This is a genomic window from Pseudomonas sp. GW456-12-10-14-LB2, assembly GCF_002884345.1.
GTDB lineage: Bacteria > Pseudomonadota > Gammaproteobacteria > Pseudomonadales > Pseudomonadaceae > Aquipseudomonas > Aquipseudomonas paraglycinae.
Genome location: NZ_POHV01000204.1, coordinates 1 through 262, shown reverse-complemented (window position 1 = coordinate 262; position 262 = coordinate 1). Strand labels below are relative to the sequence as shown.

Below are 262 nucleotides of genomic sequence, written 5' to 3'. Positions count from 1 at the left end.
GGCATCCATCGGGTGCTGTTGGAAGGTGGTCCGACCCTCGCCGCAGCATTCCTGGCAGTCGACCTCGTCGATGAGGTCGACGCCTACGTGGCCCCGGTGCTTCTGGGCGCCGGGAAACCAGCCGTGGGGCCGTTCGGGGTCATGAACCTGGCGCAGGCTCGTCGATTCCACCGTCTGAGGTCAAGCGACGTCGGCTCCGACGTGCAGATCATCGCCACGCGACGTGTCGAGCCGTGGATGACCGCCGCTCGACGGGTCGAGG

Annotated in this window: 1 protein-coding gene; it reads left to right on the top strand. The window is 67.6% G+C overall.

The window, feature by feature from the left end:
- Positions 1 to 262 (top strand): dihydrofolate reductase family protein (locus C1X29_RS28740; RefSeq protein WP_173940223.1); only part of this gene is annotated, 262 nt, incomplete at both ends.